A 25179-nucleotide genomic window follows, 5' to 3' on the forward strand; every position below is an offset into this window, starting at 1 on the left:
AGCGGGCAGCACAAGCGGCTGCCGCTGAAGCTTCTGGCATGCTCGTTGGTCAGCTCCCCAGGATCGTCTCGCGTGCCGCTCGTGCCCAGATGCCTTGTTGGCGCGCGGTGAAGCCCATGCGGTTCCAGTGGATGAGGATGTGCCGGGCAAGGACACTGCGGGTGCCGAGGCCGAGCCGTCCCGCGTTCCCGGCCAACGCAAGGGCTTGGCCGCCGTGCCGCATTCCGGCCGTCCAATCCACGTACGGCGCGAGCCCGTTGGTGTTCGCACGGGCGAGGCTGGTATCGATCGCCAGAAGCTCGCGGAGCCTGCTGACCATGGCGGTGACACGGTCCATCGGAACGTCATCGGGCAGGGGCCGTTTCGCTTCGACGCGCGCCCACACGTCTCCCAGGTCGCTCCGCTCTTGTCCGGCGGCGCGGAGGAAGTCGCTGATGACGAGAAACGAGGTCGTCCTGGTATCGAGTATCCCGTTGTCGGCCGTACTCGTTCCGTGCAGATAGTCGAGGACACCGACACTGTCGACATGAAACAAGTCGTGGGCGATCCTGATGCCCTCCGGGCCGCCGAATGCCGTGGTCTCCGGTTCGTACAGCGTTGACCACCAGCGCTTGACCACGCCCCACGACACCGCACTGTCGAGAGCCCTGACGAGGCGCTCCGACACCTCCTCGGCTGTGGCCTCTCGGCCGGGAGTGACGCGGAGGCGCCAGCAGGGGTACGTGCGGACGAACCACCAGGACCCGACCGTCCCGGAGTCCGTCGCCTGCCGCAAGGGCGGCACCAGGTAGGTGAGGAAGGTGAGTTCGGCGGTCGGGTAGTCGGTGAACTCGATGTTCACCTCGTGCCACCCCGACGGTTCCGGACGTGTTCGGAGGGCCGTGCGTCCGGCCGCGCGGTACCGCGCGGCCGCCTCGGCGAGGAACTCGGGGGACGAGCGCGCCCAGCCGGCGGCCTCCGTGACGGGCGTACCGGTGAGGACGGCCAGGACGGCCTGCTCAGTCGTGCTGCTGTCGTGCAGGTCCATCCGGGTCCTTTCTGCTGGGTCGGTCCGGTGAGAAGCCGGGCGGCCGGTGCTGCACCGGCGGCGGCAGACGGCTTCGCCATGGGGCGATGCGGCGGTCCGGTCGTGGCGCGTGTGGAGCAGGGAGGCAGGACACCGGTGGAGTCGATGCCATGGTCGGTGAGCCCGGCCACCATCGCCCACGCACGTCATCGCGCTGGGACGCCGGTGTCCGTCGGTTCTTCGTCAGAGGGGGCATGCAGTGGGGAGCGCCTCGAACGATGGCGGGGCATCATCCGTCGGGGTGCCCGGGTCAGGGTGATTTGGCGGACGGCTTGCTGGAAGCATGAGAGAGCGGCGAGTCCCGGCAAGGCGGCTGCTGTGGTGTCGAGGAAGGTTTTGGGCGCCTGATCGACACACAAAAGGATCGCAATCGATGAAAAGAGGAGGATCATGCACCAGGAGTGCACAGTGCGGCGCTGATGCAGTGCGGCCCGAAGGATGGAGAGCGACGCAACCAGCCAAGGCCCGTACACCAGCAGAGGCCACCATGCCGCGATGCCGCTCTGCGTGCGGGACATGGCCATGACGCGCAGAGGATCGTAGGCAGCCATCCCGCTGAAAAAACTCACTGCGGAGGTGATTGCTGCGGCCAGTGCGGCAATGAAATAGCTGGTGGCTTGGTGCACGCTCAGGCGCTTGCGCTCACGAACCTTACGGTGACCACGGCGAAGTCTTTCCAAGGGCGGCAGTTCCGCCGTGATTTCTTGGAGGTTCCATAGGGGCGTGCCGGCGGGCGGGGTGGTGACCGATGTCTCGTGGCGGGTCGTGGGGATTCTTGGGAGCCGCTCCTCCATGGCGTCCTGGAGCACCCAGGCCAATTCTTCGGCCGGATCCCAGCCCGCATCTGGTGGCACCAAGGGTGCCGAGAGAAACTCGGCCGGGGCCCGGTGTCGACCCGTGCCTCCATTGTTGGGCACACCAGGGTCATCGACGGAGCGCACTCGCAGATGATCGATTCCTTCGTCGTACATGACGCAGCCTGATTATTCCGCGCCCGGGAAGGCGTAAAGACCCTCGGATTTGACCCATCGTCGAGTGAGATCAGCTTCTAGTGCGCTCATTACGTCCAGGAATTCCCGCAGAAGAGGCTCAGTAACCGCTAGCGCGACCGGAAATCCCCCTCGTGTCAGAGTGCCGTTCGCGGCCTCTGATGAGTGCATGGGGGCGGGGGTGTAGGTGTAGGGCCCCAGCGTTACCCCATTGGCTGTCCGGCTCTCCCGCTCTTGACCTGCGTGGAGGCGGCGGCGCCCTTCCATGGTTGCCACGTTCATATCCCGACTAACGTCGCCTCACTTCAACAGATGCGCGGCGAACGGGTGAAGGGGTGCCTGGTTTAAGTATTTAGTCTAGGGGCCATTCAGGCTCTATATATCCCTGTACGAAAAGAATGCATGTGGCCCCTGGGTTGCGAAAGGGAGTGAATATTTCTTATTACAGAGCGGTTGACGAGAATCGAACTAGTACTCCAACCGGACTTCTGTGCCGTCCCACGAACGTGTGCCCACGCCGCACGTAATGGCAGCGCGACGATCAGTTCGTTGTGCAGGAGTGCAGCGCCGGTACTCCGGCACGGCCGGGCGGACCGCGAATTGCCGGATCGGTGTCAGCTACGGGACGGACGAAGCCCTGGCGACCGACCGGCTGATGCGCTCCACCGAGACGCTTCGCGCGCGCAAGAAGGCCAACTACCAGCGGCAGGAGCAGATCGTCGCAAACGCCCTGGCCGAACGCCGGCCGGACCCGGAGCGGCAGCGGCGTACGCGCCGCCATCCTCTAGATAACAAGCAACCCCCAAGTCGATGACCTGGGGGTTTCTGCCGGAGCGGGTGACGAGAATCGAACTCGCGCTCTCAGCTTGGGGAGCGACGGCGCTTGGCGCACCACCAAGCCTCTGACGCGTAAATAGGTCCAGGTCAGGGGTTGTTTGGGCAGGGCTGGGCGCCCGGTGGCCGGAGGTGCTGCCGGGTGTTTGGTCGTGGGGTGGTCAGGCTGTGGCTTCCCGAGGGTTGAGGGTGACGGTGTAGCCGAGCTGGTTGAGGGCGTTGATCGCGCGGCGGGTGGCGCGTTCGGGGTCGCGCTGGGTGAAGTAGGCGCCGCCGAGCTCGCGGTAGGTGACATGGTCGGTGAGCATGTGCCAGATCGCGGTGGTGATCGAGTGTTCGACGGCGACCAGGGCCCTGAGCGGGCCGCGGCGGGCGGTGAGCCGCTTGTAACGGGCTTGCAGGTAGGTGTCTTTGGTTCTCACCGCGCCGAATGCCGCGAGTCCGAGTGCTCCCTTCAGGTAGGGATTGCCGGGGCGGACCTTGGTGTTTTTGGTGCGGCCGGCGGACTCGTGGTGGCCGGGGCAGACCCCGGCCCAGGAGGCGAGGTGCCGGGCGGAGGCGAACCGGGTCATGTCGCCGCCGGTCTCGGCGATGATCACCTCGGCGACCGCGTGGTTGATCCCGGGGATGGTGTCGAGGAGGTCGAGGGCGCCTCGAAAGGGGGCCATCGCCTCCTCGATGCGTGCATCCAGCTGTCCGACCGCATCCGTGAGCTGGTCGTAGTGGTCCAGGTGCAGCCGGACCAGGAAGGCGTGATGGTCGCGGAAGCGACCGGTCAGGGCCTCGGTGAGTTCGGGGATCTTGTTGCGGAGCTTGCGCCTGGCCAGTTCCGCGAGGGTCTGCGGTTCGCGTTCGCCCGAGACGAGAGCCTCCAGCATGGCCCGGCCGGAGACGCCCATGATGTCGGAGGCGACCGCGGCGAGCTTGATCCCGGTGTCCTCCAGCAGCTTCTCCAGGCGCTGGACGATCTGGCCGCGCTCGCGGGTGAGCTGGGTGCGGGCGCGGGTCAGGTCCCGCAGTTCACGCACGGGCTGGTCGGGTACGAACGACGGCCTGACCAGGCCGTGCGCTCCGAGCTGGGCCAGCCAGGCCGCATCGGAAACGTCGGTCTTGCGGCCGGGCAGGTTCTTGACCTGCCTCGCATTGACCAGGATCACGTCCAAGTCCTCGGCCAGCAGGTAGTAAAACGGCTTCCAGTAGTCGCTGGTGGCCTCGATCACCACCAGCGTGACCTCGGCGGCGAGCAGGTGATCCCGCAGGGCAAGGACCGCGTTCGTCGTCGAACCCCACGTCGTGGTCTCGGTGGTGAACGACCCCCGCCGCTTCGTACTCGGCGTGCGCACGCACACCTTGGCGTCCTTCTTGCTGATGTCCACACCAGCGCAGCGTTCGTGCAGCACGTCCACGGCTCTACTCCCTCCCGGACGGCAACCGGTACGCCGTTCCGGGAAGGCCAGGGTGTAACAGGAATTCTGACGCACGTGCTCACAGCAACACTCCACGGTTCCCGTGGACGGCCCTCAGCGTCACGCTGACCTGCGAGCTCACCGGCATCACAGAGACATCGACTTCGGCCGGAACGAACCCCACCAGCGTCCCGCGGAGGTATCAGCCCACGTCAGAGGCAGACAGAGGCAACCCGGCGCACGCCACAGGATTTACCACGCCCCCGGCGCGCACCGAAGGTGCGCTGGACCGCTGACCAGTGGTTTCGAGCTTTGACCGGTGCCTTGGTCCACGCCGGTGAACCGCCGGTGACCGTGGCTGTCCGCCCTGAAGGGCACGCCCAGGGCACGGAGGCGGGTTGAGCTCGCCTCCAGGCATGATTGAGCTCTTCGTCGAGACGGCCTCGTCCTCACCAGTGGCTCCCAGGAACACGGCGATCCGTCTCGCGCCGTGACAGCCATGAGGCGATCGCCTGCGAGACCGGCTGGCCGGTCTCCAACTCGACGAATCCGAACTGGCCGCCCTGATTGCACTCCAGGAACCACCAGATGCCCTCCTCGTCCTCGGCGAAGTCGAAGGCGGCGTACGCCAGTCCGGCAAGGGCGACGTACTCGTGCACCGATTTGCCGATGCGCTCGGGCACCGCGATCGCCTCCCAGGCGTGCCCGGTGTCGCCGTAGCGCCCGTCGACCTGGCCGGGTTCGGCCGTCTTGCGCGCGGCGAACAGCCGGGTGCCGACGCAGGTCAGACGAATATCTGCGCGCTTGGGTATGTACCGCTGCAGCAGCGCGGGACCGGCCGCGACGGCGGAGAAGTCCGTGTCGGGGCCGACCAGAGTGGTGGGCAGGGCCAGGGTGGGTTCACCGGGCGGCGGTCCCGAGGCGGACTTCACCACGACGTCCCCGTGCTCCTCGGCGAACTGCTGTGCCAGACGTGGGGCGGTGGTGAAAACGGTGGGCGGTACGGCGAAGCCGCTGAGGTGAGCGATCCTCAACTGCCATGGTTTCAGGCGGGCCTGATCGGCGTTGCGCGGATGGTTCATCCATCGCGTGGAGGCGGAGTGGAGCGTGCCGAACAGCGCCTGACGGGTCTCGGCGGTCAGCCACCGTGAGGGGTGTGCCGAGTGCGCGGCCGGTTCGCCGGGCCTGCGCACCCATACGGAGCGCAGACCTCCCATGCTGAGCACATGCCCGTTCACAGACAGGTGGCCCTCGAAGTCGCCGTGGGCGTATTCGGCTGACAACACGGCCTTGCCCGGCAGGTCGGCGGGGTCCAGCCGTATCACGGGTATCCCCGCCCCGTGCAGCTTGCTGACCACCATGTCGGCGGTCACGTCCTCCTCGGACGTGAGAATCAGTACGGTCATTCGGGTACCGGTCGTTCAGTCGTCGAAGTGCGTCTTGGAACCGGCGGTCGATGTCGTCGTGCCTGCCGCCAGGAGGAGGCCCGGTTCACTGACTGCCGGGCGGCCGTCGTGAAGCACGTTCAGTTGACGCGACTCGTCGAAGCGGTACGGCATCATCACGATCGGGCACCCACGGGGGAGGGTGTAGTTGAGGGTGAACGGTCGCACTCCAGACCTCCAATGTCGCATGTTGCTGCGATACGGCCCTTACGCCCTCTTCGCGTAAGGGAATTAGTCGGTTTCCGTCGCATTGGTCAAAGACCGTTACGTTTACTGCCGTTTCCTTCACATCCTTTGCAGCACCTTCATCATCAATCCCACTAACTACACAACGGATTGGGTATCGCAGGTGTCACACGGCAACCAAAGGTGAGTGCTTCCTTACTGGCAGGCAGATCCCCGTGGTCGCTTTCACATGCAAAGGGGCAGTCTGAGGTGGCCTCCCACGGCCGGTCAGTCCTTCCCCTCGATGCTCACCGGTTGGTCGTTCCTGAGCTCTCTGAAGAGCTCCTTCGCCTTCGCCTCGTCCCACTTCACGGCGCTGCCCTTCGACGTGCTGATGCCGGCTCCGGCCACGGGAACGTTGAGTTGCCTGCCGTCCCCGGACGAGACGCTCCGCATCGCCCGGAACAGCGAGACGAGGGTGCGCAGTTCCATGTCCTTGTCCACCACGAGGGTGTCCAGCACCGCACCCAGCAGGGGATACGTCCGCAGCGGATTGAGCGCGGTGCCCGGTGTCGCCGCCTTGTGGGCGAGCGCGGCGAGGAACTTCTGCTGGTTTCTGCTGCGCCCCAGGTCGCCCTGGGCCTCCTGGTGCCGCTGGCGGACGAACGCGAGTGCCTGGGCACCGTCCAGGGTGTGGCAGCCCTTCGTCAGGTCGAGACCCGACTTCTTGTCCTTGATGTTCCGGTCCACGCACATGTCCACGCCGCCGACGGCGTTCACGACACCGACGAAGCCGCCGAAGCCGATCTCCGCGTAGTGGTCGATGCGCAGGCCCGTGTTGAGCTCGACGGTCCGTACCAGCAGCCGGGCGCCGCCCAGCGAGTAGGCCGCGTTCAGCTTGTTCTTCGCCGGGTGGTGCCGCTTTCCGGTGTCGGGGTCGAGGTACGACGGGAGGGACACCCACGAGTCGCGGGGCAGGCTCACCATGGTGGTGCCGTGGGCGCCGGTGTGCAGCAGCATCATCGAGTCGGTACGTCCGCCACCGCCACCGCCTGCGTGCAGATCCTTCCTGTCCTGCTCGGACAGGCCGTCACGGCTGTCGGAGCCCACGATGAGGTACGTGGTCCCCTTCCCCTGCGGCGGACGGTCGTGGGCCTCGCCGAGGTCGACCGCCCGGTCGAGCTCGAAGTCGGCCCAGGCGTACGTGCCGCCGCCGGTGAGGAGCAGCGCGCCGAGCAGCAGCGCCAGCAGGCGTGCAATACGGCGGCGCCGGCTGGGGCGTACCCAAGGGGGGCGCGTGCCGCGGGTGTGACCACCGCGGGGCCGCGCCTCGTACGGGTCCGGGGCGGGGCCCTCGTACGGGGGGCTCGTGACAGTTTCCTCGTACGGCCGTATCTGTTCCGTGTGCGCGATGACCTGTCCCGGGATGACCAGGGGAGCCCGTGTCTCCCTGCTCCAGTCGTTCCAGTCGCTCATGCGTTCCACCCCGTGATCACCTCGACGACAACTCCCGTGCGGCGACCGGCTGTCTCAGCTGTTCCGTGGCGGCCGTACCCGAGCGCTGCATGCGGTGCCACTTCAGCCGGGTGCCGCCCAGGAGGGCGAACACGGACTGGATGACGACCAGATACATCAGCTGCCGGTAGACGAAGATCTGGAACGGCATCGACCACAGGGCCCGCAGCTTCTCCCTGTCGAGCCTCAACGCGTAACCGGCACAGAGAAGTTGGACGCCGAGAAAGGCCAGCCATATCCCGAGCGACTGCGCGGGATCGCCGAAGAGCACCCCGTACAGCGCGAACAGGTCGATGACCGGGGCGATCAGCGGCAGACACACCTGAAAGAGCATCAGGTACGTCAGCCCGCGGCGCGCGAAGCGTCCGGCGGTTCCCACTTCGAGGACGGCTCCGCGGTGCTTCCACATCGCCTGGAGCGTGCCGTAGCACCAGCGGTAGCGCTGCCGCCACAACTGCCGCAGCGAGGTGGGCACTTCGGTCCAGGCGATGGCCGACTCCTCGTAGACCACCCGCCAGCCGGCCCGCCACAGGGCCATCGTGAGGTCGGTGTCCTCGGCGAGGGTGTCCTCGCTGACTCCGCCGACGCCCATCAGCGCGTCCCGCCGGAAGGCGCCGATGGCTCCCGGAACCGTCGGCATGCACTCCAGCACCTCGAACATCCGTCGGTCGAGGTTGAAGCCGAAGACGTACTCCAGATGCTGCCATCTGCCGAGCAGCCCGCGCCGGTTGCCGACCTTGGTGTTGCCGCTGACGGCGCCGACGGCCGGGTGCGCGAGTGGCTGGATGAGCCGGTACAGGGCGTCGGGCTCGAAGACGGTGTCGGCGTCGACCATCACGACGATGTCGTACGAGGCGTACGCCAGGCCGGTGTTGAGCGCGGCCGCCTTGCCCGAGTTGGGCTGCCGGATCACCCGCACGCGCGGGTCGTTGATCCAGGTCGCGAGGTCCGCGGTCTGGTCCGTCGACCCGTCGTCGATGACGATGACCTCCAGGTGCCGGTGCGTGGACGCGAGCAGCGAACGGACGGTGGACTCGATGCCGGCCTCTTCGTTGTACGCCGGGACCAGCACCGTCACGGGTGCGCCGACCTCCCGCAGCCAGGGCGAGCCGGGACGGAAGCGGGTCAGGCGCCGGACGTGGGCGCGGGCGAACACGGTCAGCATCACCAGCCGCAGCACGCCCAGTACGCCGAGCGCGAGCAGCACCCAGGTCATGGCGTTCGTGAACGTGTGACCGGCGGTCGTGGTCCAGATCAGTGCCTTGCCCTGCCAGCGTTCGGCGGTGGACACCCGGGTGTCGGCCGGGGGCATGCCGAGCGCGTCCGTGACGGTGGTGAACCGGTCGGCGTGCGGGTTGCCGAGCAGGTCCTTCGTCTCCTGGTACGCCAGGTCCGTCTGGCTGAACTGGCGGACCGTGCCGTACTTCGGATCGCGGTCGGGCCGGTCCGCGGCGACCAGCACATAGCCGTCCGCGGCGGCGCGGCGGGCCGCCGACCACTCGGCCCCGCACAGCGTGTCCACCTGGGTGGTCAACGGCATCCGCAGCAGGTCGGTGCGGATACCCGCCGAGCCGGCGAGGGTCTGCTGGGTGAGCGTCAGCTCCATCGCGGTGCGCACGCGCGACGAGGAACCGAGGTCGGCGCCGGTGTACGTGTTCGAGCCGATCTCGTGGCCCTCGTCGAGGATTCGCCGTACCAGCTCCGGATGGCGTGCCGCCTGGGCGCCGAACAGGAAGAAGGTCGCGTGCGCATGGTGCTTGCGCAGCAGGTCGAGGAGGCGCGGGGTCCAGTAGGGATCGGGGCCGCCGTCGTACGTGAGAGCGACGGTACGGGCGGGTGCGGCCGAGGACTCGACGTTGTTCCCGCTGACACGGCGCAGGACCGGACCGCTCTCGTCCACGGCCTTGGGCGCGGGCCTGGTGCAGGGGAGGCGCGTTTTGGCGGCGTCGACCTCATGGATGGTCCAGCCCTCGAAGAGCAGGGCGGCGAAGACGACGGACAGGGTGAGGGCCAACAGCCGCCAGTGACGGCGGGGTTCGCGGGAGCGGGCGTGGCGGCGTCGTGACGAGCGGCTCACACCACGCTCCCCGGAGTGACATCAATCACAGCTGAATCGGGGGCTGCTCGGCGGGAGTCGGGGGTGGCCGTGAGTGCTCCTGGTGCGGTGCGGACGGGTGAATCGAGCTCGTGCCTGAGACCGCCCGAACCGGCGGTGGGTGTCGATCTGACGGCGCGGACAGCGACGAGTGCGGTGGCACTCCACGTGCTCTTCACGGGGGTGTCGAAGATGTCGGCACCCGATGAAGGCGCGTGCGTTATCTGCCGGTTTGTCTTCCGGCCGAGCTGTTGCATGGGCGGCGAGTGTAGCCATGAGTGAGGTCGCGGGTGTGTCTGAAAGAGAAGGACCGCCATCGCGCCACGGAGGGTGTGACGCTTGGCCCCGCCGGTGCACTGGGCTAGGTAGATAGGGGGAAGTGGGCCCTCGCGCACCCTCCCCGGCAGTGGATCGCCGGTAGGTCGGTCCCCCCTCTTCACCGACTGTTTTCGGCCAACCGGACCGTGTACGGTGCCGGGGCACCGAAGTCGGCAGAGGGAAGAACGGCCTTGTGACGACGATCCAGCACAGCCGGACGGGAAGACGGCAGGCCATGCGTCGGATCCGGCCCCGGCGTTCCCCCGCGGCACCACTGCTGGGGCTCGCCTGGACGGGCGCCGCCGCCGTGCTGTGGCTGTGGTGGCGGGACACCCCCGCGGTCGCCGCGACCACCGCCGACCGGCTGGTGAACGCGGGCCGGATCACCGGACTGCTCGCCGGCTATGCGATCGCCCTGGTGATCGCCCAGATGGCGCGCATCCCGGCCCTGGAACGCCGGGTCGGATCCGACCGCGTGGCGCGCTGGCACGCGCGAAGCGGCCGCTACGCGCTGACCCTGACCCTCGCCCACGTCGTGCTGATCCTGTACGGATACGCGCTGCAGGCGCACACCGGCATCGTGGCGCAGACGGTCTCCGTCGTCACCGAATACCCGAGGATGATCGAAGCGGCCGTCGGCATGCTCCTGCTGTTCCTCGTCGGCTTCGTGTCCGCGGGTGTCGTGCGGCGCCGTATGCGCTATGAGCTCTGGTACTACCTGCATTTGCTCACCTACGCCGCGGTCTACCTGGCCTTCTGGCACCAGCTCTCCACGGGGAGCGAGTTCGTCGGCGATGCCGCCGCCCGCGCGGCCTGGTGCGCCCTGTACCTCACGGTCGGTGCTCTGCTGCTGTGGTATCGCGTGCTCACCCCGGTACGGCTCAACTTCCGGCACCGTATGCGGGTCGAATCGGTCGTACGGGAGGCTCCGGGCGTGGTCTCCGTGCTGATCCGGGGCCGGCGCCTGCACCGGCTGGGTGCCGAGGCGGGGCAGTTCTTCCGCTGGCGGTTTCTCACCAAGGGGCTGCGGTGGAGTGCCAACCCGTACTCGCTGTCGGCGCCGCCCCGCCCCGACCTGCTGAGGATCACCGTCAAGGCCGTCGGCCGGCACAGTGCGGCGCTGGCCGGGCTGCGGCCGGGCACACGTGTGTGGGCGGAAGGGCCGTACGGGGCGATGACCGCGGCCCGCCGCAGCCGCGGCAAGGTGCTGCTGCTCGCGGGAGGGGCGGGCATCACCCCGCTGCGAGCCCTGTTCGAGACTCTGCCCGGGGCACCCGGGGACCTGACGCTGCTCTACCGGGCCCGTACCGCGGAGGAGCTGGCGCTACGGGACGAACTGGAGACGATCGCGGACGCGCGCGGGGCGCAGCTCCTGTACGCCGTGAACAAATCCGACGGCCGCCGGACGCCGATCACCGCGAAGATGCTGCGCAGGATCCTGCCGGACATCGCGCGACACGACGTGTACCTGTGCGGACCGCCCGGACTGGCCGAGGAGTCGTACGCCGCACTCCGCGAGGCAGGTGTCCCACACCGCCGTATCCACCACGAGTCCTTCGAGTTCTGAGGCGGGCCGTGACACTTCGTACCGCTGATGCGCTGGTGCTCCCGTGAGGAAGAGGCATCCGTTCCGCCACGCGCTGCTGGCCACTGTCGGCACCGTCTCGGGCATCGTGCTGCTGCTTGCGCTCAAGCCGACCACGGACCCGTCGGCGGCACTGGCCGAGCCCGCGATCACGTCGAGCGCCACCGGGTCCGCTTCCCCGTCGGCGTTCGCGCACTCCCCGTCTGTGTCACCCGCGCAGTCGAAGACGCCCAAGAAGAAGCGCCCCCCGTCCTCGGCGAGCACACAGTCGCCGCACACGGCGTCGGCCGCCCCCACGAGGACCAGCAGCGCCCCCTCCGCACCGAAGACCACCGCGGTCGCACCCACCACCCGCACCGTCACCGGGTCCACGGCCGAGACGAAGTACGGCCCGGTCCAGGTACGGATCACCCTCACCGGCAGCAGGATCACCGGGGCGACCGCCGTCCGGTCCCCCGACGAGACGGCGCGGAGCAAGGACATCAACTCCACGGCTGTCCCCAAGCTCAACCAGGAGACGCTGCAGGCACAGAGCGCGGACATCGACACGGTGTCAGGCGCCACGTACACCAGCGCGGGCTACAGACAGTCCCTGCAGAACGCTCTCGACCGGGCCGGCGTCTGATACATCGACCACATCGACCGGGGTCTCACAAGGGCGTCGATGAGGAGGGCGCGGAGGGATTCCTCGGTGACTTGGCGTGGGTTGGCGCAGAGCTGGGGCCGTGTTGCTGATTTGCCGGCTTCTGGGCCGTACCACTGGAGTGCCTGGCCGGTGACGGCGGCGATGCACTCGAAGGTCGTCGACCGGTACCCGGCCGAGGAGCAGGCGCAGGTCCTCGATGCCCTGGGCCCGATCAGCGGCGGAACGTGCGCTGTAGAAGAACCCCAGCTCGGTGACGCAACAGACGGGCGAGCGCCAGGAAAAGGCGGGGGCGGTACCGGCAAAACACAAGCCCCAGGCCGCTGACCTGGGGCTTCAAAAAGAGCGGGTGACGAGAATCGAACTCGCACTCTCAGCTTGGGAAGCGACGGCGCTTGGAAGGTCATGTGATCGTTGACCTGCGCTTTTGCTGCACGGCGGCCACCTCTCAAGAACGGGTTCGCACCGCTGTCGACGGTGGTTGTCCGCCCTTATGGGCACGCTGTGGGCACAGCTCTGAGCGCGAACATGCCCTCCGGCCGGGCCGGAGCCTCCTCGCCCCAGGTGTCGATCGCGTGCAGCACGACCTCGCTGTCGCAGCGGGTGGTGAACCGGCGCCCGAGGGCGGTCAGTTCGGACCGCAGCCGGGCGTGGTTGTAGACCTCGCCCGTGAACGCCACCGCCAGCACCGTGCGCCCGTCGCGGGCCAGGACCATGGGCTGCCGGCCGCCGACCGGGTCCACGGTGGCCAGCCGGGTGTGTCCCAGAGCCGCCGCCCCCTCGCCCCACACGCCAGAGGCGTCAGGCCCCCGGCACACCAGCGTCTCGGTCATCACCTTGAGAGGGGATCCCGAGGCCGGACCCGGTACGCCGGCCATCACCACAGAAACGATCAGGCCCCGCCCGGGTCACACCTCGTACCGGCCGGGAAGCAGCTGGGAGCGGGCGGGAACCCGTCAGTCCTGCCAGGGGGACAGGAAGGCCGAGGGCTCACCGGTGTGACCGAAGAGCGCCCGCCGGGCAGGTGTCAGCGGCTCAAGGAGTCCAGCGCCGACTGGAGTGACTGGCGGTAGCCCTCGCTGGTGTACGTGGCTCCGGAGACGGTGTCGATGTCGGCGCTCTGGGCGGTGAGCGCCTCCCTGGTCAGCTGCGGGATGGCGTAGCTGTTGATCTGCTGGTCCCTCGGGTTCTCCTGGGGATAGGTGACCGCGGTGACGTCGGTGAGTTTCCCGTCCTTCAGGGTGACGCGGACCTGGACGGGGCCGTAGCGGGTCTGGACCGAGTCGCCGGTGAGCGTCCGGGTGCCGGACGCCGTCGAAGCGCCGGCACTGCTGGTCGGCGCGGGAGAGGCCGCCGACCCGGCGACGGTCGGCGTGGTGTGCGGCTTCAGCGACAGCAGCAGCACCATCCCGGAGACGGTCGCGGCACCCGCCAGCACGACGCGGCGCAGCGGGCGGTTCTTCCTCAACGTGTGCAAGACGGCCTCACAGCTCGAAGGACTCGTGGTGGATACGGCGGTCCGGGACCCCGGCGGTGTGCAGCGCCTCGTACAGCTCCCGCGCGAACCCGTGCGGGCCGCACAGGTACACGTCGTGGGCGTCCAGGTCGGGCACGGCCGCGCGCAGGGAGTGGGCCGTGAGGTCCGGGCGCCGGCCGTCCGGGCCGTTGAGCGCGTACAGCACCTTCGCCCCGCGCCACCGTGCGATCGCCTCCAGTTCGCCGCCCAGGGCGAGGTCCTCGGCCGTACGGGCGCGGTAGAGGAGGGTGACGTCGCCGGGCAGCGTCTCGAACAGGGCCCGCAGCGGGGTGATGCCGACACCGCCCGCGATCAGCAGCGACCTGTGCGCGGTCTGCCGTTCGGCGGTCAGCGCCCCGTAGGGGCCCTCCGCCCACACCCGGGTGCCCGGCCGCAGCAGGGCGACGGCGGCACTGTGGTCGCCGAGCGCCTTGACGGTGATGCGCAGCAGGTCCGGGCGCGGCGGCGCCGACAGGGAGTACGGAGTGGAGGTCCGGCGCATGCCCTCGGTGAGGAACCGCCAGCGCAGGAACTGCCCCGGCCGCGCCCCCATCTCGTGCAGTCGTCGCCCACGGATGACGACGGAGTACACGCCCGGCGCCTCCCTGTGCACCGAGTCGACCCGCAGCCGGTGCCTCAGGTTGAGCCGGACCGGAGCGAGGATCCGGAACCACCCCACCAGGGCCGCGACGCCCAGGTACAGCACGTACCAGGCGACCTGGGCCGGCCCGTTGCCGGCGAAGTCGGAGCCCAGGGCGAGCTGGTGGCCGAAGGAGAGGAAGACCGCGGCGTACGTGAGCAGATGGACGTAGTACCAGAACTCGTGGCTGACCCGGCGGCGCACCGCGCGGGCCGAGACGATCCCGACCGCGAACAGGATGACCGTCCCGGCGGTGGCCTTGAGCATCTCCGGGTAGTCCAGGACCACGGTGAGCGTCTCGTCCACGATCGAGGAGCCGTCCTGGGCGGCGTACCCGAGAAGGATCAGCACGATGTGGGCGACCAGCAGACAGATCGTGTAGCGGCCCGCCATCGCGTGCCAGCGCGCCACCCGGTCCGACCCGATCCGCCGCTCCAGGAGCGGGACGCGGGCCATCAGAGCGACGAGGACGGCGCAGGCGTACCCGCTCAGCAGCCCCGCGATCCGCCCGGCGCCGGTCAGCCAGCCCGCGGTGCCCACCACCGACCCCGTGTCGTACCACCACAGGGCGATCACGGCGGCGGCCCCGCCCCACAGGACGGCGAGCACGGGGCCCGCGGGGGAGCGCCGTGGTGCGGGAGGCGCGGGGGCGACCCTTTGTCGCGCGTACGCCGTCGTCATCCGTAGGTCCCTTCGGCTGTCTGTCCGCACGTCCGTCGGCCGTGCGGGATGCCACTGTGCCGACGCAACCTCTGAGCCCGCTCTCAGCGGGTGGCCCGCGGCGCGGCCCCGCCGCAGGTGGGGAGGGCGGCCGGGGCGGTCCGGGGGCACGGCGGACTCAGAGCGAACTCAGAGGTCCGGGGAGCGGCCCCGAACGCGGCGAGGCCGCATCCTGGTACGTGAGATGAACGCCCACCGCCCCCGCGGCCCCGCCCGCCCCGCGCTCACCCGGACCGACGGCACCCCGCTCCGGGTCCTCGTCGTCGACGACGATCCCGACCTCGCGGAGGTCCTCTCCGGCGCCCTGCGGTACGAGGGCTGGGAGGTACGCACGGCGGGCGACGGCGTCTCGGCCGTCGCCGAGGCACGCGAACTGCTCCCCGACGCCGTCGTCCTCGACGTCATGCTCCCGGACACCGACGGCTTCGCCGTGCTGCGCTCGCTGCACGCCGTACGGCCCGACGTGTGCGTGCTCTTCCTGACCGCGCGGGACGCCGTCGAGGACCGCATCGCCGGCATCACGGCGGGCGGCGACGACTACGTGACGAAGCCGTTCAGCCTGGAGGAGGTCGTCGCCCGGCTGCGCGGACTGCTGCGCCGCGCCGGCATGGCCCGCCAGACGGAGGACGGGCCGCGGCTGACCGTCGGCGACCTCGTCATGGACGAGGAGGCCCGCGAGGTCACCCGCGGCGGCGAGCTCGTCGAGCTGTCCCCGACCGAGTTCGAACTGCTGCGCTTCCTCATGCGCAACCCGCGGCGCGTGCTCAGCAAGGCGCAGATCCTCGACCGCGTGTGGTCCTACGACTTCGGCGGCCAGGCCCATGTCGTCGAGCTGTACATCTCCTACCTGCGCAAGAAGGTGGACGCGGGCCGCCCGCCCATGATCCACACAGTGCGGGGCGCCGGATACGTACTGAAGCCGGCCGCCCGGTGAGGCCACGTCGGTGGCTCCCCCGCCTCCACACGCTGCGGGCGCGACTCACCGCCGGCCTCGTCGTGCTGCTCGCGGTCAGCTGCGCGGCCGTCGGGGTGGCGGCGGTGGTGGAGCTGAACGGCTTTCTCACCGGCCGTCTCGACCAGCAGCTGCGCGAGGCAGGCGTGCGCTTCCCGGCCAGCCTGGAGCACGGCGGGACGCTCCCGTCCGACCACGACGGCGACGAGGACGCCGACGGCGACACCCGCCGCCAGGCGGTCGGAACCTTCGGCGCCCGGCTGGTCGGCGACACGGTCACCAACGCCGCGGTGGTGCCGTCCGGCTCAGGCGCGGGCACGGTGACCGTGTCGCTCGGCGCGCAGGACAGGAGAAGGCTCGCCGGACTGCCGGCTGACGGCGAGGGGCACACGACCGAACTCTCGTCGCTGGGCGACTACCGCATGATGGCGACCGGCGGCAGGGACGGTGACGTCCTGGTCACCGGGCTGCCCATGGAGTCCGTGGAGGCCACCGTCCACCGGCTGGAACTGGTCGCCGCCATCGTCTTCGGCGCGGCGCTCGCCGTCGCCGGCGTCGCGGGAGCGATGTGGGTGCGCTGGTCGCTGCGCCCGCTCAGCAGTGTGGCCGCGACCGCCACCCGGGTCAGTGAACTCCCGCTCTCCAGCGGCGAGGTGGCCCTTCCGCCCCGCGCGCCCGAGAGCGACCCGCGCAGCGAGGTGGGACGCGTCGCCGGCGCCTTCAACGCGATGCTCGGCCACGTCGAGGACGCGCTGACCAAACGGCACGCGAGCGAGGAGAGGCTGCGCAGTTTCGCCGCCGACGCCAGCCATGAACTGCGTACGCCCGTGGCGTCGATCCGCGGCCACGCGGAACTGGCGCTGTTGCACCCGGACCCGGTGCCGCAGAAGGTCGTACGGGCCCTGGAGCGCATCGAGGCCGAGGCGGCGCGGATGGGCGAGGTGGTCGACGACCTGCTGCTCCTCGCCCGCCTGGACGCGGGCCGCCCCCTGGAACGCGGTCCCGTCGACCTGACCCGCCTCGTCCTGGACGCTGTGACGGACGCGCAGGCCGCGGGCCCCGGGCACCGCTGGACGCTGGAGCTGGCGGAGGAGCCGGTGACGGTGCCGGGCGACGCCCACCGCCTGCACCAGGTACTGGCCAACCTGCTGGCCAACGCCCGTCTGCACACACCCGCCGGGACCACGGTGACCATCTCCCTGCGGACCGACGCCGGTACGGCGGTACTGAAGGTCCACGACGACGGGCCGGGCGTCGCCGAGGACATCCGGCCCAAGGTCTTCGAACGCTTCACCCGCGCGGACCGCCGCCGCACCGAGGGCGCGGGCACCGGCACCGGCCTCGGCCTGTCCATCGTGGCGGCGGTGGCGGAGGCCCACGGCGGAGACGTCGCACTCGAAAGCCGCCCCGGATCGACCACGTTCACCGTGCGGCTCCCCATCGGCGAGAGTGACCGGCGGCACCCGTGACGCGAAGGGCGGCATCCGGCCGAGCGGACAGCGAAAAGGCCCGGCTCGATGAGCTGGGCCTTCTCCGTGGAGCGGGTGACGAGAATCGAACTCGCACTCTCAGCTTGGGAAGCGACGGCGCTTGTCCGGGGGAATGGCTTCTGACTTGGGCATACGCTGCCCGTGCCGCGTTCCGACGGCGTGGTTCGGACCGCTGCTCACCGTGGTTGTCCGGCCTTACGGGCACGCTTTGGGCACGGGCGCGCTCATCGCGCTCTCGCCAGGGCCGACTCGCCGGTGCGAACGGCTGCATTCTTCGGGCGCTGAGCGGGCGCCACGCAGGCTTGCGGATGCACACGATGGGCCGGGCGCGGAGCAGAGCGGCCGTTCAGCGCGCCCCGCGGAGGACCTGGGATCCGGTGAAGGCCCCGGTGGCGCCCCGACCCGAACGCGGGTCGGGGGCGCCGTCTCCGGGCCGGTCAGCCGGGGTTCGCGTTCCTCACGGACTGACTGTCAGCAAGTCGCGCTGTTCCTCGGGGAGTTCGACCTTGTCCGCGTACAGGAGCGCATGGGCGGGCTCGAAGACGAGGGACACCTCCCCGGAGAGTCCGCCATGGCCGCTGAGGACCTGGACGACCTGGTCGCCGAGGCGGACGTCGTACTCGTAGCGGGAGCCGACGTAGGAGCTGGTGAGGACCTGGGTCGTCAGACGGTTGGTGCCGGACGCCGTACCGGACTGCGGGACGACCTCGAGGCGTTCCGGACGGATCGCCACCGTGACGGAGTCGCCGCCCTGGACGCGCTCGTCGCTGTCGACCTGGACCACGTCGGCGCTGCAGTCGAGGAGGATCCGGTGCCGCTTGCCCTCCTGTCCGATCACCCGGCCGGTGAGGAAGTTGCAGCGGCCCACGAAGGCGGCCACCGCCGGGGCGGCCGGCCGCTCGTAGATCTCGTGCGGCGTGCCGATCTGGATCATGTTGCCGCCCTCCATGACCGCGATCCGGTCGCTGAGGGCGAGGGCCTCCTCCTGGTCATGGGTGACGTAGACGGTGGTGATGCCCAGCTCCTCCTGCAGGCGCTTGAGCCAGGCGCGGGCCTGTTCACGGAGCTTGGCGTCGAGGTTGGACAGCGGCTCGTCGAGGAGGAGGACCGTCGGGGAGTAGACCAGGGCGCGGGCGAGCGCGACCCGCTGCTGCTGGCCGCCGGAGAGCTGGTGCGGGTAGCGGCCGCTCAGCTCGGCGAGGCCGACCTTGTCGAGCGCGTCGTGGATCAGGGTCTTCTGCTGGTCCTTGGGGACCTTGCGGATGTTGAGGGGCAGCGCGAGGTTCTTGGCGATGGTCATGTGCGGCCACAGCGCGTAGGACTGGAACACCATGCCGAGATTGCGCTCCTCGGGGGGCAGGAAGACGCCGGCCGCCGTGTCGACGAAGGGCTTGCCGCCCACGGTGATGGAGCCCTCGGTGGGCTGTTCGAGCCCGGCTATGCAGTTGAGCGTCGTGGACTTCCCGCAGCCGCTGGCTCCCAGGAGGGTGAAGAACTCGCCGTCCTGGATGGTGAAGGTGACATCGCGCAGGACGGAGTTGTCCCCGAACGTCTTGGCCAGGTTCTTCACGGTCACCTCAGGCATCGTGCTTTCCCTTCATGAGCAGACCTGCGAGTGCGACGAAGACCGCGGTGATGGCGATCTGGAGGGTTGCCAGAGCGGCGACGGATCCGGCCCGGCCCTGGGTCCAGAGCCGCAGCATGGTGGTTCCCAGGATGTTGTTGTCCGCGGAGCTGATGAACACCGCGGGGGAGTATTCCTTGAGCATGATCACGAACGTGAGGATCAGCGCACCGGCGAAGGCCGGGGTGACGAGCGCCCGCAGAACGCGGAAGAACGTCATCACCCAATCGGCGCCGGAGACCCGGGCCGCGTTGTCCAGTTCGGCGCCGATCTGCATGATCGCCGGGGCGACCGAGCCGAACGCGCTGGGCAGGGCGCGTATGCCGAAGGCGATGATGACGGCGTAGATCGTGCCCTGCAGCACCGTGCCGATGCCGAACGGGGCGAGGGCGAGGGCCCAGAAGAAGCCGATACCGACGATGATGCCCGGCATCGACTGCGGGATCAGCGCGAGGTACTCCACGGCCCGGCCGAAGCGGAAGGTGGAGCGCCGGGCGACCATGACGGCGACCACCGCGAGGGCGCTGATCGTCACCGCGCCGACCCCGGCGACGATGAGGCTGTTCCAGATGGACCGGACATAGTTGTCGGACTCGAACACCATCTCGTAGTTCTTCGTGGTGACCGTCTTCAGAGGCGACTGGAGTGGGGTGAAGATCAGCGTGAAGGAGCGGAAGACCAGGCCGGCGATCGGGAGCAGGGCGCCGGCGATGATGTAGCACCAGATGAACACGATGCTCACCCACTTCAGCCAGCCCAGGTCGAGCTTGCGGGGGCGGGTCGCCTTGCCGCGCACGGACACGAACCGGGCGGCGTTCTTGAGCAGCTTGGCCTGCACCGCCACCAGACTGAGCGCGATCAGCAGGATGAGCGTGGAGGCGGCGCCCAGGACCGTGTAGTCGGGGTCCACCGACGTCAGGCCGTTGTGGTAGAGGAACGTCGAGAACACGTCGATGTTCACCGGCTGGCCGTACAGCAGCGGCACACTCAAGGTCTCGAGCGAGACGGAGAACACCAGGATGGCGCTGTAGACGATGGGCGGTCGCAGCATCGGGACGACCACCTGCACCAGGATCCGCAGCGGTCCGGCACCGCAGACCTGGGCCGCCGACTCCAGGGACGCGTCCGACTGCCGCAGCGCGCCCGCGCAGAACACGTAGGCGATCGGGGCGAGCGCCACGGCCTCCGTGAGTGCCATCCCGGGAATCGAGTAGAGGTTCCACGGCACGGAGCCGAGGACCTGCTGGACCTTGATGCTGACGAACCCGGCCGGACCGTACATGATGATCCAGCCGAAGCCCAGGATCAGCGAGGAGATGAAGAACGGCCACTGCATCGCCAGGGCGATCAGCCGGCCGCCCGGCAGCTTGGTGCGGACCACCACGACCGCCATGGGGATGGCGATGGCCAGGCTCAGCACCGTGGTCAGCAGGGCGAACAGCAGCGTGTTGAGCGCCACTTCGCCGAAGCCCGCGTCGGTGAAGAGCCTGGTGTAGCCGCTGAGGGTGAAGGCTCCCCCGGCCTCGTAGAGCGGGCGGTTGCGCACACTCTGGTAGAGGGTCGGGACGATCGGAGCCAGTACCAGGACGGCGAGGAACGCGAGTACCGCGTACTGGACGGCCTGGTCCCGTCCGATGCCGAAGGGGCGGCGGTAGCGCGGCGGCTCGAACGTCTCCGCATGTTCGTCGGCCGCTGTGCCGGGCGGTTGGGTCAGGGTTGACATGTGCTCTGGCTCCGATCGTCGCGTCAGGGGTGCCTACTTCTTGGCGAGTCCGTTGAAGCGGTCGAGCCAGGCGTCGGCGTCGTTCTTGGCGACGGGGGCGTACTCGACGGGGATGATGTTGTCCTCGCCGACCGCGTCGACGACCTCCTGGTAGGTGTGCAGGCCCTCGCCCTCGACGCCCTTCCGGTAGGACGACAGGCCGCCCTCGGCGACCGCGCGCTGGCCCTCCTCCGAGAGCGCGAAGTCCAGGAACAGCTTCGAGGTGGCCGGGTGCGGCGCCTCGGCGGCGATGCCGATGCCGCGCGGCAGGACGACGGTTCCGTCCTTCGGGAAGACGATCTTCACCAGGCCCGCGCTGTCCTCGACGACCGGGTACGCAGGGGAGGCACTGATCAGGAAGCCGGCCGTGTACTCCCCGGCTACGATCTTCTCCAGCTGCGTGCCGGAGGAGGTCTCCGGACGGGTCAGCGGGAGCATGGTCTCCAGCGCGTCCCACGCCCCGGAGTTGCCCTCGGTGAGGGCACGGGTCACCGTGAAGCCGAACGAGCCCTCCGGGTCACGGACAGTGACCTTGTTCTTGAACTTGCCCTCGTCGGCCTTCATGATCTCGGCCAGGTCGGCGATGCCGGTCGGCGCCTTCTCCAGCAGCGAGGTGTTGTAGGCGATCGTCATCGGGTCCTTCGACATCGAGTAGACGCTGGGCAGCAGTTCCGCGGATTCGCCGAGTTCGGAGAGCTCCGGGGACTTGTACTCCAGCACCGTGTCCTTGCGCCCGGAGAAGTCCGCCCAGGCGGTCGCCGCGCTGGAGATCATCACGTCCGCCGGGGACGAGCCGGCCGCGTTCTCCGAGAGGACCTTCTGGAACAGTTCGTCGCTGTCGAGTTCGTTGACATCGACGGTCTTGATGAAGTCGTACTTCTTCTTGAAGTCCCGGACGATGGGCGCCATGTTGTCGTCGCCGAGGTTGGAGTAGAGGGTGACCTTGCCGCCCTCCTTCTTGGCCGCCTCGACCAGGGCGTCGTAGTCCTTGGGGTAGTAGGCGGGCACCTCGCCCGTGGCGATCTTGTTCTCCGCCGCCTTGGGCGTGTCACTGTCGCCCCCGCAGGCGGTCAGCGCGCCGCCGAGCGTGAGCGCAAGGACAAGCGCGATCGCGGAGCGGTGGGTTCTGGCCATGGTTCTCCTCCTGGTGCATGCCCGCTGGCAGCTGTTGCCGGGAGGCTAGGAGTGACCGGGGCCACACCGGGAGTCTTGTGGGCGCAACCTGCTCTTGTGCTCACAAGCCGCGTTCTGCTCGTTGTGCCGACGCCGCGCCAACGCCGTGATGACGCTGTGACGACGAAAATGCGCCAGAGGTCTGGGCAGCGGCCTCTCGGGCGCTTACCTTGCGTTCACAACCGCGTCAATCGGATGAATCAGTCCCATGAGACGGCGGGCGACGTCGGGTGACCAGGAGAGTTGAGGTGGGCAGGTGCGGATTCCCCGGCCCCGGCGTGTCTTCGCCCAGGTGCTGGCCGTGCAACTGGCCATCACCACGGGGGTGACGATTCTCGCCACCGGCCTGTTCCTCGCCCCGTTCGGCTCTCAGCTCGACGACCAGGCGATGCGCCGGGCGCTCGCCATCGCCCAGACCGCCGCCGAGCCGGACGTCGCGCGCGATCTGGTCGCCACCGAGCCGAGTGCGTCGGGGCCGGTGCAACAGGAGGCCGAACGCATACGCCGGGCCACCAGCGCGCTGTACGTCGTCGTGATGGACACCCACGGCGTGCGCTGGTCGCACACCAACCCGGCCGAGATCGGCTACCACGTCTCCACGGATCCCGGTCGCGTGCTCGCCGGCCACGAGGTCATGGAGATCGACACCGGAACGCTCGGCCGCTCCGCCCGCGCCAAAGTGCCGCTGCGCGACGACCGGGGCGAGATCGTGGGAGCGGTCTCGGTCGGCATCGCCTACGGCAGCGTGCGCGACCAGCTGTTCGGCGCGGTTCCCGGAATGATGCTGTACGCGGGCGCCGCGCTCGCCGTCGGTGTCCTGGCCGCGCTCCTGGTCTCCCGCAGTGTGCGCCGCCGCACCCATGGCGTCGCCTTCGCCGACATCTCCGCCCTCCTCGACGAGCGCGAGGCCATGCTGCACGGCGTCCGGGAGGGCGTCGTCGCCTGCGACCGGCGCGGTCGGATCCGCCTGGTCAACGACGAGGCCAGGAGACTGCTGAACCTCGATGCGGACGCCACCGGCCGCACCCCGGACGAGGCCCTGCCCCCGGGCCGAACGGTGGACGTGCTGGCCGGACGCGTCGACGGGGCCGACCTGCTGACCGTCAGCGGCGGCCGGGTACTGGTCGCCAACCGCATGCCGACCCGGGACGGCGGGGCGGTGGTGACGCTGCGCGACCGCACCGAACTGGAACTCCTCGGCCGCGAACTGGACAGCACGCAAGGGCTGCTGGACGCGCTGCGCGCTCAGGGCCACGAACACGCCAACCGCCTGCACACCCTCCTCGGGCTGATCGAGATCGGCCGCTACGACCGGGCCGCACAGCTCATCGCCGGCGTCGCCCACACCCACCGGTCCTCCGCCGAGCAGATCGCCGAGCGGGTACGGGACCCGCTGCTGTCGGCGCTGCTGGTCGGCAAGTCCGCCGTCGCGGCCGAACGCGGCGTACCCCTGCGCCTGTCCCCCGCCACGCTGCTGGCCGAGCGGGTGGTCGACCCGCGGGACCTGGTCACCGTCCTGGGCAACCTCATCGACAACGCCCTGGACGCGGTGGCCGGGCACCGACCCTCCGGCCCCTTCGTCGAGGTGGAGCTGCGGGCCGAGGGCACCACCGCTGTCATGCGCGTGGCCGACAACGGCCCCGGCGTACCGCCCGAGATGCGCGAGCAGGTGTTCACCGAGGGCTGGTCCACCAAACCCCCGGACCACAGTCCGCACGGCCGAGGTATCGGCCTGGCCCTGGTCAGGCGACTCGCCGAGCGCTACGGCGGAACGGCCCGGGTCACCGCCCGCGCCGGCGGAGGCGCCATCTTCACCGTCGTCCTGCCCGAAGCGCTCACCCTCGACGACATCGCCGAGGAGAGCGCCGCCGTGGTCGAGCTCGCCGCCTCAGGAGAGTCCAGATGATCGATGTCCTCGTCGTGGACGACGACTTCCACGTCGCCGAGATCAACGCCACGTACGTCACCCAGCTACCCGGCTTCCGGGTCGCTGCCCGCGCCCACACCGCCGCCCACGCCCTGGCCACCCTGGAGCGCACTCACATCGACCTCGTCCTCCTCGACCACTTCCTCCCCGACGAGACCGGGCTGACCCTGGTGCGCCGCATGCGGCAACTCGGCCACCACGCCGACGTCATCATGGTGACGGCGGCCAGCGACATCGCCACCGTCCAGGCCGCCATGCGGTACGGAGCCCTCCAGTACCTCGTCAAACCCTTCACCTTCGCTGCCCTGCGCGCCAAACTCGACAGCTACACCACACTCCGCCACGCCCTCGAGGACGTCGGCGGACACGGCCGGGCGGGCCAGGACCAGGTGGATCAGATCTTCGGCGCCCTGAGATCCACCACCGAACTCAGCTCCACCCTCCCCAAGGGCTACTCCACTCCCACCATCGACATCATTCGCCGCGCCCTGGACCAGGCAGGACAGCCCCTCTCCGCCCACGAGGTCGCCGAACGCACCGGCATCAGCCGGTCCACCGCCCAGCGCTACCTCAAATACCTCGAACGTGCCGGACGCATCGGCCTCACCCTCAAGTACGGCGAGACCGGCCGCCCCGAACACCAATACGTATGGGCCGCGGACTGACACGGACAGCGGACACGGGGGCGGATCGGCGTCCCCCTTCAGGGCCCTTCAGGGCCCCTCCGGGCAGCGCATTCGCGCGACTTGGGGGCACGCGGAGGGCACGTGATGCCAAAGACGGTCCAGATGAACAACAAACCCCAGGCCGCTGGCCTGGGGTTTCATCATGGAGCGGGTGACGAGAATCGAACTCGCACTCTCAGCTTGGGAAGCGACGGCGCTTGGGCGGCAGCATGGCTGCTGACCTGTGTGGACGCGTTGTGCTGGCGTCGTTGCGTGTGCCTGGCTGGACCGCTGGTGACCGTGGTTGTCCGCTCTCAAGGGCACGCTCTGGGCACGGCTTTGCGGAAGGAGGGGCAGCGAGCCTGCGCGCACGGGCTCTGCGCTTGGCTGGGCACGCGGGGATGTCCAGTCCGGGGCGCCTTTGCGTGTGTACGCGTCTTCTGCTCGGCTCTGGCTCACTTGCCGACGACGGGGCCATACCACTGGAGTGCCCGGCCGGTGACACCGCCTGGTCCCATCTGACTGCTCACCCGCAGACCCGACAACTCCCTGCCATGCGCCACACGCCAGGGCAAGGGTGTTGCAAGAGGCATGCAAGGAAAGCATCGTGCGGACAGGGAACCCCCATGCCGTCTGTTCTACGCAGCGA

General features: G+C 69.3%; 20 protein-coding genes and 1 pseudogene. 7 read left to right on the top strand and 14 right to left on the bottom strand.

Features of this window, described 5'->3' with window-relative positions; translation table 11 throughout:
• Positions 1 to 49: 49 nt before the first annotated feature.
• Together AC5DRG_RS28290 and AC5DRG_RS28295 are read right to left on the bottom strand one after the other, a co-directional pair.
• On the bottom strand, positions 50 to 1027 hold the full coding sequence (locus AC5DRG_RS28290; protein WP_491802258.1) for a thiopeptide-type bacteriocin biosynthesis protein: 978 nt from the start codon (positions 1025 to 1027) through the stop codon (positions 50 to 52).
• A 185-nt stretch (positions 1028 to 1212) separates the two neighbouring features.
• Positions 1213 to 2037 carry a DUF2637 domain-containing protein gene (locus AC5DRG_RS28295; protein ID WP_491802259.1) on the bottom strand — a complete coding sequence of 275 codons (825 nt, stop codon included), beginning with the start codon at positions 2035 to 2037 and terminating at the stop codon, positions 1213 to 1215.
• 577 nt (positions 2038 to 2614) lie between these two features.
• On the opposite strand from AC5DRG_RS28295, the gene AC5DRG_RS28300 reads away from it, so the two are divergent.
• A complete protein-coding gene (locus AC5DRG_RS28300) occupies positions 2615 to 2869 on the top strand; it encodes a hypothetical protein (RefSeq protein ID WP_491802260.1) in 255 nt (84 codons plus the stop codon).
• A gap of 181 nt (positions 2870 to 3050) precedes the next feature.
• Here the strand turns inward: AC5DRG_RS28300 and AC5DRG_RS28305 are convergent, their stop codons facing one another.
• The 5 genes from AC5DRG_RS28305 to AC5DRG_RS28325 form a co-directional block, all read right to left on the bottom strand.
• On the bottom strand, positions 3051 to 4295 hold the full coding sequence (locus tag AC5DRG_RS28305) for an IS110 family RNA-guided transposase (RefSeq protein ID WP_491802261.1): 1245 nt from the start codon (positions 4293 to 4295) through the stop codon (positions 3051 to 3053).
• A 449-nt stretch (positions 4296 to 4744) separates the two neighbouring features.
• The gene (gene tgmB, locus AC5DRG_RS28310; protein WP_491802262.1) at positions 4745 to 5701 is read right to left on the bottom strand and encodes an ATP-grasp ribosomal peptide maturase; all 957 of its coding nucleotides are present in this window, start codon (positions 5699 to 5701) and stop codon (positions 4745 to 4747) included.
• A gap of 15 nt (positions 5702 to 5716) precedes the next feature.
• Positions 5717 to 5908, bottom strand: a complete 192-nt coding sequence (gene tgmA, locus AC5DRG_RS28315; RefSeq protein WP_491802263.1) for a putative ATP-grasp-modified RiPP — start codon at positions 5906 to 5908, stop codon at positions 5717 to 5719.
• 285 nt (positions 5909 to 6193) lie between these two features.
• Positions 6194 to 7381 (bottom strand): LCP family protein, encoded by a 1188-nt coding sequence (locus AC5DRG_RS28320; RefSeq protein ID WP_491802264.1) that lies wholly within the window; start codon positions 7379 to 7381, stop codon positions 6194 to 6196.
• Between the two features lie 16 nt (positions 7382 to 7397).
• Entirely contained in the window at positions 7398 to 9497 is a 2100-nt protein-coding gene (locus tag AC5DRG_RS28325; RefSeq protein WP_491802265.1) for a bifunctional polysaccharide deacetylase/glycosyltransferase family 2 protein, read from the bottom strand.
• 571 nt (positions 9498 to 10068) lie between these two features.
• Between AC5DRG_RS28325 and AC5DRG_RS28330 the strand changes: the two genes are divergently transcribed.
• On the top strand, positions 10069 to 11400 hold the full coding sequence (locus AC5DRG_RS28330; RefSeq protein WP_491802266.1) for a ferredoxin reductase family protein: 1332 nt from the start codon (positions 10069 to 10071) through the stop codon (positions 11398 to 11400).
• 43 nt (positions 11401 to 11443) lie between these two features.
• A complete protein-coding gene (locus AC5DRG_RS28335) occupies positions 11444 to 12043 on the top strand; it encodes an FMN-binding protein (RefSeq protein ID WP_491802267.1) in 600 nt (199 codons plus the stop codon).
• 110 nt (positions 12044 to 12153) lie between these two features.
• Here the strand turns inward: AC5DRG_RS28335 and AC5DRG_RS28340 are convergent.
• The 4 genes and pseudogenes from AC5DRG_RS28340 to AC5DRG_RS28355 all read right to left on the bottom strand — a co-directional run.
• A pseudogene (locus tag AC5DRG_RS28340) lies at positions 12154 to 12325 on the bottom strand (PIN domain-containing protein); the annotation flags it as partial.
• 227 nt (positions 12326 to 12552) lie between these two features.
• A complete protein-coding gene (locus AC5DRG_RS28345) occupies positions 12553 to 12939 on the bottom strand; it encodes a class II glutamine amidotransferase domain-containing protein (RefSeq protein ID WP_491802268.1) in 387 nt (128 codons plus the stop codon).
• A 149-nt stretch (positions 12940 to 13088) separates the two neighbouring features.
• Positions 13089 to 13538: an FMN-binding protein gene (locus AC5DRG_RS28350; protein ID WP_491802269.1), complete on the bottom strand. Its 450-nt coding sequence runs from the start codon at positions 13536 to 13538 to the stop codon at positions 13089 to 13091.
• Positions 13539 to 13545: 7 nt separating this feature from the next.
• A complete protein-coding gene (locus AC5DRG_RS28355; protein ID WP_491802270.1) occupies positions 13546 to 14898 on the bottom strand; it encodes a ferredoxin reductase family protein in 1353 nt (450 codons plus the stop codon).
• A 223-nt stretch (positions 14899 to 15121) separates the two neighbouring features.
• Here AC5DRG_RS28355 and AC5DRG_RS28360 point away from each other — a divergent pair, with 223 nt between their 5' ends.
• Positions 15122 to 15871 carry a response regulator transcription factor gene (locus tag AC5DRG_RS28360; RefSeq protein ID WP_491802271.1) on the top strand — a complete coding sequence of 250 codons (750 nt, stop codon included), beginning with the start codon at positions 15122 to 15124 and terminating at the stop codon, positions 15869 to 15871.
• Complete coding sequence (locus AC5DRG_RS28365) at positions 15868 to 17358, top strand: sensor histidine kinase (RefSeq protein WP_491802272.1); 1491 nt, start codon at positions 15868 to 15870, stop codon at positions 17356 to 17358. The genes AC5DRG_RS28360 and AC5DRG_RS28365 overlap by 4 nt, the downstream gene beginning before the upstream one ends.
• A 478-nt stretch (positions 17359 to 17836) precedes the next feature.
• On the opposite strand, the gene AC5DRG_RS28370 is transcribed toward AC5DRG_RS28365, so the two are convergent.
• Genes AC5DRG_RS28370 through AC5DRG_RS28380 form a run of 3 tightly spaced genes read right to left on the bottom strand, consistent with a single transcriptional unit; the run spans position 17837 to position 21899 of the window.
• Positions 17837 to 18964 (bottom strand): ABC transporter ATP-binding protein, encoded by a 1128-nt coding sequence (locus tag AC5DRG_RS28370; protein WP_491802273.1) that lies wholly within the window; start codon positions 18962 to 18964, stop codon positions 17837 to 17839.
• A complete protein-coding gene (locus tag AC5DRG_RS28375; protein ID WP_491802274.1) occupies positions 18957 to 20726 on the bottom strand; it encodes an ABC transporter permease in 1770 nt (589 codons plus the stop codon). Before AC5DRG_RS28375 ends, AC5DRG_RS28370 begins: the two co-directional genes overlap by 8 nt.
• Positions 20727 to 20759: 33 nt before the next feature.
• Positions 20760 to 21899, bottom strand: a complete 1140-nt coding sequence (locus AC5DRG_RS28380; protein WP_491802275.1) for an ABC transporter substrate-binding protein — start codon at positions 21897 to 21899, stop codon at positions 20760 to 20762.
• A gap of 295 nt (positions 21900 to 22194) precedes the next feature.
• On the opposite strand from AC5DRG_RS28380, the gene AC5DRG_RS28385 reads away from it, so the two are divergent.
• Entirely contained in the window at positions 22195 to 23844 is a 1650-nt protein-coding gene (locus AC5DRG_RS28385) for a sensor histidine kinase (RefSeq protein WP_491802276.1), read from the top strand.
• On the top strand, positions 23841 to 24530 hold the full coding sequence (locus tag AC5DRG_RS28390; RefSeq protein WP_491802277.1) for a response regulator: 690 nt from the start codon (positions 23841 to 23843) through the stop codon (positions 24528 to 24530). Before AC5DRG_RS28385 ends, AC5DRG_RS28390 begins: the two co-directional genes overlap by 4 nt.
• Positions 24531 to 25179: the final 649 nt, after the last annotated feature.

The organism is Streptomyces sp. JLBG701 (assembly GCF_058544905.1).